We start from the raw sequence: 8,545 nt of genomic DNA on the forward strand, positions 1-8,545 counted from the left end.
CATCTCCCGTAAGCCTCAGCCGTGTTGCCAGGGTAACGGCGGCGGCTACAGTGGCGCGTGATCATCTGGCTGAACGGCACCTTCGGCGTGGGCAAGACCACGACGTGCTCGCACTTGGTGCGGCTCGTCCCCGGTGCCCACGTCTTCGACACCGAGCACGTCGGCTTCATGCTGCGGCACGTCCTCGACGAGGCCGTGCCGTGCGGGACTTCCAGGAGTGGCCCCCCTGGCGGGCGCTCACCGTGGCGTCGCTCGCCCAGGTGCACGCCTACCTCGGCGGGACGCTGATCGTGCCGCAGACCGTGCTGGTGGAGGAGTACTGGCGGGAGGTCGAGGCGGGGCTGGAGCGGGCCGGGCTGCCCGTGCGGCACTTCCTGCTGCACACCGACCCGGCCACCCTCACCCGCAGGATCGAGCACGACACGGTGGAGACCGGCGCCCGGCAGTGGCGGCTGGAGCACCTGGAGGAGTACGCGAACGCCCTGCCCTGGCTGCGGGCGGCGGCGACGGTGCTCGACACGACCGCCGCGCCGCCGGAGGCGGTCGCGCGGCGGGTCGCGGACCTCACGCGGGCCTGAAGGACTCCCGCAGCTCGACCTTGCGGACCTTGCCGCTGACGGTCATCGGGAAGGCGTCCATCAGCCGCAGGTGGCGCGGCACCTTGTAGTGGGCGAGCCGGCCGCGGCAGAACTCGCCGAGCTCCTCCACCGTCAGCGCGGCGGCCGGGTCCTTGAGGATGACGCAGGCCAGGATCTCCTCGCCGTACCGCTCGTCGGGGACGCCGACCACCTGGACGTCCGCGATCTTGGGGTGGGCGTAGAGGAACTCCTCGATCTCGCGCGGGTAGACGTTCTCACCGCCGCGGATGATCATGTCCTTGATGCGGCCGACGATCTGCAGGTAGCCGTCCTCCCGCATCACGGCCAGGTCCCCGGTGTGCATCCAGCGCCCGGCGTCGATGGCCTCAGCGGTCTTGTCCGGCTCGTCCCAGTAACCCAGCATCACCGAGTAGCCGCGGGTGCACAGTTCGCCCGCCGTGCCGCGCGGCACCGTCACGCCGTCCGGGCCGACGACCTTGACCTCGACGTGCGGCAGCACCCGGCCGACGGTGCCGGTGCGGCGCTCGAGGTCGTCGTCCCGGCGGGTCTGGGTGGAGACCGGCGAGGTCTCGGTCATGCCGTAGCAGATGGACACCTCGGCCATGTGCATCTCGGCGACGACCCGCTTCATCACCTCGACCGGGCAGGGCGAGCCCGCCATGATGCCGGTGCGCAGCGAGGAGAGGTCGTACGTCGCGAAGTCCGGCAGGTTGAGCTCGGCGATGAACATCGTCGGCACCCCGTACAGCGAGGTGCACCGCTCCTGCTCGACCGCGCGCAGCGTCGCCGCCGGGTCGAAGCCGGGTGCCGGGATGACGATGCAGGCGCCGTGCGAGGTGGCGCCCAGGTTGCCCATGACCATGCCGAAGCAGTGGTAGAAGGGCACCGGCAGGCAGACCCGGTCCTGCTCGCTGTAGCCCACCTGCTCGCCCACGAAGTAGCCGTTGTTGAGGATGTTGTGGTGGGAGAGGGTCGCACCCTTGGGGAAACCGGTCGTGCCCGAGGTGTACTGGATGTTGACCGGGTCGTCGCAGGACAGTTCCGCCCCGCGCTCGGCGAGCTGCCCGCGCGGGACGTGGGCCCCGGCCTCGACGAGGGCGTCCCACGTCGGGTCGCCGATGTACACGACCTCGGTCAGCGAGCGGCACTCGCCGCGCACCTGCTCCACCATGGCGCGGTAGTCGCTGGACTTGAACGCGGTGGAGGCGACCAGCACCTCGATGCCGGCCTGGTCGAGCACGAACGCCAGCTCGTGGACGCGGTAGGCCGGGTTGATGTTGACCATGATCGCGCCGATGCGGGCGGTGGCGTACTGGACGAGCACCCACTCGGGGCAGTTGACGGCCCAGATGCCCACCCGGTCGCCCTTGCTGACGCCTTTGGCGAGCAGGCCGCGTGCCACGTCGTCGACGGCGGCGCCGAACGCGGCGTAGGTCCAGCGGCGGCCGCTGGGGACGTCGACCAGCGCGTCGCGGTCCGGCCAGGCGGCGACGGCCCGGTCCAGGTTGCGGCCGATGGTGTCGCCGAGCAGCGCGGTGGTGCCGGTGCCGCTCGCGTACGAGGGCTCGACGGGACTCGCGGGGGTGCTCACCTGTGGTCCTCCTCGCGGTACTCGGTGCCGACGGCACCCTCGGCGGTGCGCCGGCGCAGCTCGATGCGGCGGATCTTGCCGGACACGGTCTTGGGCAGCTCGGCGAACTCGATGCGCCGCACCCGCTTGTACGGGGCGAGCACGGCCCGCGAGTGCGCGAAGAGCGCCGCGGCGGTCTCCGGGCCCGGCTCCCAGCCCTCGGCGAGGACGACGTACGCCTTGGGCACGGCCAGCCGCAGCGGGTCGGGCGCCGGGACGACGGCGGCCTCCGCCACGCACTCGTGCTCCAGCAGGGCGCTCTCCAGCTCGAAGGGGGAGATCTTGTAGTCGGAGGCCTTGAAGACGTCGTCGGCGCGCCCGATGTAGGTGATGTAGCCGTCGGCGTCGCGGGAGCCGATGTCGCCGGTGCGGTACCAGCCGCCGGCCATGGCCTCGGCGGTGCGCTCCGGGTCGCCCTCGTAGCCGGTCATCAGGCCCACCGGGCGGGCGGACAGGTCGAGGCAGATCTCCCCCTCGTCGCCGGGCTTGCCCGTGACCGGGTCGAGGAGTTCCACCGCGTAACCGGGGCTGGGGCGGCCCATGGAGCCCGGCTTGAGCGGCTGCCCGGGCGGGTTGGAGACCTGGACGGCCGTCTCGGTCTGGCCGAAGCCGTCCCGGATGGTGCGGCCCCAGGCGCGTCGCACGTGCTCGATGACCTCCGGGTTGAGCGGCTCGCCGGCGGCGACGACCTCGCGCGGCGGGGTGCGCAGCGCGCCGAGGTCGGCCTGGATCAGCATCCGCCAGACGGTGGGCGGTGCGCAGAAGCTGGTGACGCCGGCCCGGTCCATCTCGGCCATCAGGCGGCCCGCGTCGAAGCGCGTGTAGTTGTGGATGAAGACCGTCGCCTCGGCGTTCCACGGCGCGAAGAGGTTGGACCAGGCGTGCTTGGCCCAGCCGGGCGAGGAGATGTTGAGGTGGACGTCGCCGGGGCGCAGGCCGATCCAGTACATCGTCGCCAGGTGGCCCACGGGGTAGGACAGGTGGGTGTGTTCGACGAGCTTGGGCTTCGCGGTGGTGCCCGAGGTGAAGTACAGCATCAGCGGGTCGTCGCCGCGGGTGTCCCCGTCGGGGGCGAAGTCCGCGGGGGCGTCGTACGCGTCCTCGTAGGCGTGCCAGCCCGCGGGCGCGCCGCCGACGGCGATCCTGGTGTACTCCCCCGGCACCTGGTCGAACTTCGCCGCGTCCGCCGCCCGGACGATCACGTGCCGGGCCCGGCCGCGCTCCACGCGGTCGGTGAGGTCGGCGGCACCGAGCAGCGGGGTGGCCGGGATGACCACGGCTCGCAGCTTCATGGCGGCCAGGGCGGTCTCCCAGAGCTCGGTCTGGTTGCCCAGCATGACCACGATCCGGTCGCCAGCGCCCACCCCGAGGCCGCGGAGCCCGTTCGCGACCCGGGCCGAGCGCTCGGACATCGCGGCGAAGGAGACGGCGGACTCGGTGCCGTCCTCCTCGACGATGTGCAGGGCGGTGCGGTCGTTGTCACGGGCGATGACGTCGAACCAGTCCAGCGCCCAGTTGAAGTGCTCGGGCCGCGGCCAGCGGAAGCCCTCGTACGCCGCCTTGTAGTCCTCGCGGTGGCGCAGCAGGAAGTCCCGGGCCTCCCGGAACTCTTCCGTCCGGCTGGTTGCCGTCATGTGTCCTCCTCGTTGCCGGCCCGCTCAGTAGCATCCTGTTGTCAGTGACGAGGCTCTCACTACCCCCGGACGGGGGTGAAGGAGCGGCGAGGGCGTGACGGGATCGGGCGAGGCGGCGGAGCTCAGGGCGGCGCTGCTGCGGATGAGGCGCACCAGCGGTCTGCCGGTGGCCTTCGGAGGGCTGCTCCCGGAGCCTGGCCGGCTGCGGATCTCCGAGCTGTCCGGCACGGCCACGGCCTCCCTCCAGGGGCTCACCGTCTCCGCGGGCAACGGCCTGGGCGGCAAGACGATCGCGCTCTCCCGGCCGCTGGCCGTCACCGACTACAGCACGTCGCGGGTGATCAGCCACGAGTACGACGCGGCGGTGGGCGCCGAGGGCCTGCGCTCGGTCCTGGCGGTGCCGGTGGTCGTGCGGCGCCGGGTGCGCGGGGTGCTCTACGGTGCGCTGCGCCATCCGCTGGCGCTCGGCGACCGTCCGGTGAGCGCCGCGGTGGAGGCCGCGCGCGAGCTGGAGCAGCGGCTGGTGGTCCGGGACGAGGCCGACCGCCTGCTGTCGACGTGCCGGCAGCCGACCACGGGCGACCCTGCGGCCTGGGAGGAGGTCCGCGAGGCCCACGGGGAGCTGCGGGCGCTGGCCGGCCGGGTCGCCGATCCGCTGCTGCGGCAGGAACTGCTCGCCGCGTGCGGCCGGCTGGCGGCGGCGACCGGCGCCGCCGGTGCCGGTGCCGGTGCCGGGCAACGCTCCCCCACCGGGCGGCCGGTGGCGCTCTCCTCCCGGGAGCTGGACGTACTGGCGTGCGTGGCCACGGGGGCCACCAACGCCGCAGCCGCCGACCGGCTGGGGCTGCGCCCGGAGACGGTCAAGAGCTATCTGCGCTCGGCCATGCGCAAGCTCGGCGCCCACACCCGCCTCGAGGCGGTCGTCGTCGCCCGCCGGGCCGGCCTGCTCCCCTGAGGGGCCGGCCCGCGCGGACCGGTGCGGACCCGGAGCGGACCCGGAACGACATTGACGACAAAGCGACCGCGCCGGCCGCTCCCCGGCGGCACGTTCACCCGCAAAGCACCGTGAGCGGGGCAGGGCCGGAAGTCCGGACAAGCCGCCATGTTCGGTTCACCCGGGGTTATTTTGGGGTTTGACCGCCGGCGTGATCGGACCGATCATTCGGGGTGTGTCCACCGGCACGCGCGGGACGGGGGCCGGCCTGACGAATGGTCCGGTGTTCAACAGGCTGTTGCCCCCGTGCGTTTCCCGATGTGCCGCCCATTGCACGACATCCATTCGGCGACGGCGGTGAATTTCCCTACACCGGACAGAAGTCGAAGGGCCGCGCCCGTACCGGCGGATTTCCGCGGCTCTTTGCATACCATTGTCCCGGACACGACACGAGGGGAGCGGCGACCGTGGAGCAGGTCTTCGACGTGCCGGCCAGACCCCGACCCGACCAGGTGATCGGGCGAGGTGACGTCCTCGCGCGGGCCCGCGGGCATCTGGCCCAAGGGGGCAGCCTGCTGCTGTACGGACCGGCCGGAATCGGGAAGTCCACCGTATTGCGGACGCTCGCCGAGGAATACGGCGGCGAGCCGACGGTACTGCGCTGTTCCGCGACGGAGTCCGAATCGCACCTGCCCTTCCTCGCCCTGGTCGATCTGCTCGGCCTGGTCGCCGACCAGGTGTCCGACAGCCTGCCCGCGCCGCAGCGGGCCGCCCTGGAGTCGGCGCTCACCGGCCGCGGGGAGTCCTCGCTGCAACGGGACGGGCTCGCGCTGCGGCTGGCCGTGCTGTCGGTGCTGCGGGCACTGGCCGCCGACGGCCCGGTGCTGATCGTCGTGGACGACCTGCAGTGGATGGACCCCGCCAGCGCCGAGCTGCTGGCCTTCGCGGCCCGCCGGGTCGCCGAGCTGCCGGTGCGGGTGCTGGGCGCCGTACGCACCGAGGCCGATCCGCAGGACCAGCACGACCGCTATCTGCGCGCCTTCCCGCAGGACGTGCGCACGCTGCGGGTGACGCCGCTGTCCCGGCCGGAGGTCTCCGAGCTCCTCGACGGGCGCGGTCACACCGGTCTGCCGCGGGCGGTCGTCCGGGACATCCACCGCACCAGCGGCGGCAATCCGCTCTTCGCCCTGGAGCTCGGCCGCGCCCTCGCGGAGAGCCGCACCCCGCCCCGCCCCGGGGAGCCGCTGCCGGTGCCGACCTCGCTGCGCACCCTGGTGCTCAACCGGCTGGAGATGCTCTCCGCGGACACCCGCCGCACCCTGCTCATCGCCAGCGCGGGGGCCCGCCCGACCCTTGCGACGCTGCGCAGCGCCGGCCGCGCCAACGCCGAGAGCGAGACGGGCGTGGCCGCCTCGCTCGGCCTGGTGGAGATGGACCACCACGACGGCACCGGCCTGGTGCGTTTCGCGCACCCGCTGATATCCGCGGCACTGTACGCGGAGGCGACCCCGGAGGACCGGCGCAGCGCCCACGCCGCGCTGGCCGCGGCGGCCGGCGACCCGATCGAGCGGGCCCGGCATCTGGCGCTGGCGACGAGCGGCAAGGACGAACGGGTCGCGGCGAGCCTGGCCGAGGCCGCGGACGAGGCCCGGGCCCGCGGCGCCCCCTCGGTCGCCGCCCAACTCGGCCTGCTGGCCGCCCGGCACACCCCCGAGGGCGCGGTGCCCACCGCGGACGAGCGGCGGCTGCGGGCCGCCGAGGACGCGCTGACCGCCGCCGAACCCGAACTCGCCCGGGCCACCGCCCGCGAGGTGCTGGCGCAGGCCACGGTCCCGGCGGACCGGGTGCGGGCGTGGAGCGTGGTGATCGACTCGGTCGGGCAGGCCCTGTCCGAGGTCGACGACGTCTTCCCGCAGGCCCTGGCGGACGCGGGCGACGACCCGCGGCTGCAGGGCCTGGTGCGCTACCAGCTCGCCTGGCGGGCCCTGGTGGACGGCCAGATGCACGAGGCGCGCGCCGAGGCCGCCCGCTCGGCGGCGCTCGCCGCGCGGGCCGGCGACCGGCGCACCGAGTTGCTGGCGCTGTCCTTCAAGGCGCTCAACGAGACCTTGGTAGGGCATCCCGACGCCGCCGCGACCCTGGCCCTGGCCTCCGCGGAGCCGCAGGACCCGGACGTGGCCATGAACCACAACGGCCCGGTCTACATCCGCTCCCGCTACCTGCTGATGAGCGATCAGCTCGACGAGGCGCGCACCGCGCTGACCTGGCTGGCCGGTGAGGCACGGCAGCGGGGCGCGGTGGAGAGCGAGGTCTACTCGGTGCGCAGCCTCGCCGAGATCGAGCTGCGCTCCGGCCGCTGCGGCACGGCGCTGGACCTGGCCCGCGAGAGCCTGCGGCTGGCCGAGGACACCGGCATCGGCGAGGGCTTCGCACTGCAGATCGCGGCTCTGACCGAGGCGGCGGGCGGCACGGTGGAACGCGCCCTGTCCCTGGCCGGGGACGCGGTGCGGCGGGCCGAGGCCGACAGCGACATGCCGTACATGACACGGGCGTTGTACGCGCTCGGGCACGCGCGGCTGGTCGGCGCCGACCCGCAGGGCGCGGTGGACGCGCTGCGGCGGGTGCGCGCGCTGGAGCGCGAGATGGGCGTGACCGAGCCCGCGCGCGGCCGCTGGCAGGGCGACCTGGCCGAGGCACTGGTGCTGACCGGCGCGCTCGGTGAGGCGCGTGAGGTCATCGACGAGACCCGCAGGCACGCCCTGCGGCTCGGCCGGCAGAGCATCCTGGCCGTCCTGGAGCGCGCCGAGGGGATGCTGCTCGCCGCCCGCGGCGACACCGACGGGGCGGTGGCGGTGCTGAACGGGGCCCGGCAGCGGCTGGTCGCACTCGGGTACGGGCTGGAGGAGGCGCGCGCCGTCTTCGCGCTGGCCCAGGTGGAGGCGGACCGGCGCAACCGCGCGGCGGCCCGGGTGGCGCTGGACGAGGCCGGCCGGTTGTTCCGGCGGTCGAAGGCCCTGCCGTGGCTGGGGCAGGTGGGCCCGGCCCCGGCGGCCCCCTCGGCGGCGGCACCGCCGGAGCTGGACGGGCTGGCCTCGATGGAACGTCAGGTGGCCGCGCTGGTCCTGGAGGGCGCCACCAACCGGGAGATCGCCGCGACGCTGTTCATCAGCGTCAAGACGGTCGAGGCGACCCTGACCCGGGTCTACCGCAAGCTCGGCATCCGCTCACGGGTGGACATCGTGCGACTGGCCGCGGGCCGCCGGGCCGGCTGAGGCGAGCCCCGGACCGGCGGCGGCACTGTTCCTCGTGCACCGCCGGACACGTGAGGTGACCGAGGGGTTTCCCTACGCGACCGGGGTTAGGGGGTTCCCTCATTGGGGCGCGGGGGCCGCGACCCTAGCCTGAGTCCCGCACAGAGCAAGCAGGTTGACCCGTCCCACGAGTGCACGTGCGCCAACTCGCCCCTCGTCCACGGTCGTCGACGATGACGTCGGCCCAGGCCGTGCCGTACGCGCGGGATGAAGCGCCGCCCCACCGGTGACCCGCGCGTTCCCCCCACCGGCACCCTGAGGAGCTCCATGTCACGGCTCAACCGTGCGAGGAGGACCGCCGCCGCGGTCGCGGCGGCGACCGCGGACACCCGAGTGAACTCCTGACCGCACGTCAGGCTGCGCCAGGGGTCGCGGGGTGGGGGGGCAAGGACCCCCCCGCCGCCCCCAAAGACACCCCGCGGCCCCCACAGGCGGGG

The 8,545-nt window shown here is 73.9% G+C and carries 4 protein-coding genes and 1 pseudogene; 3 read left to right on the forward strand and 2 right to left on the reverse strand.

Annotation, left to right across the window (positions count from 1 at the left end; genetic code table 11):
* The first annotated feature begins 57 nt into the window (after positions 1-57).
* A pseudogene (locus tag ACFV3E_RS15625) lies at positions 58-578 on the forward strand (AAA family ATPase).
* Here the strand turns inward: ACFV3E_RS15625 and ACFV3E_RS15630 are convergent.
* The gene (locus ACFV3E_RS15630) at positions 565-2,190 is read right to left on the reverse strand and encodes an AMP-binding protein (RefSeq protein ID WP_500535172.1); all 1,626 of its coding nucleotides are present in this window, start codon (positions 2,188-2,190) and stop codon (positions 565-567) included. The pseudogene ACFV3E_RS15625 and the gene ACFV3E_RS15630 sit on opposite strands and share 14 nt — an antisense overlap.
* Complete coding sequence (locus ACFV3E_RS15635; protein ID WP_500535173.1) at positions 2,187-3,863, reverse strand: AMP-binding protein; 1,677 nt, start codon at positions 3,861-3,863, stop codon at positions 2,187-2,189. The genes ACFV3E_RS15630 and ACFV3E_RS15635 overlap by 4 nt, the downstream gene beginning before the upstream one ends.
* Positions 3,864-3,957: 94 nt before the next feature.
* On the opposite strand from ACFV3E_RS15635, the gene ACFV3E_RS15640 reads away from it, so the two are divergent.
* Positions 3,958-4,818: a helix-turn-helix transcriptional regulator gene (locus tag ACFV3E_RS15640; protein ID WP_500535174.1), complete on the forward strand. Its 861-nt coding sequence runs from the start codon at positions 3,958-3,960 to the stop codon at positions 4,816-4,818.
* Positions 4,819-5,264: 446 nt separating this feature from the next.
* Entirely contained in the window at positions 5,265-8,069 is a 2,805-nt protein-coding gene (locus tag ACFV3E_RS15645; protein ID WP_500365296.1) for a helix-turn-helix transcriptional regulator, read from the forward strand.
* The last annotated feature ends 476 nt before the right edge of the window (positions 8,070-8,545 follow it).

The organism is Streptomyces sp. NPDC059718, assembly GCF_042733315.1.
In the GTDB taxonomy this organism is placed as follows: domain Bacteria; phylum Actinomycetota; class Actinomycetes; order Streptomycetales; family Streptomycetaceae; genus Actinacidiphila.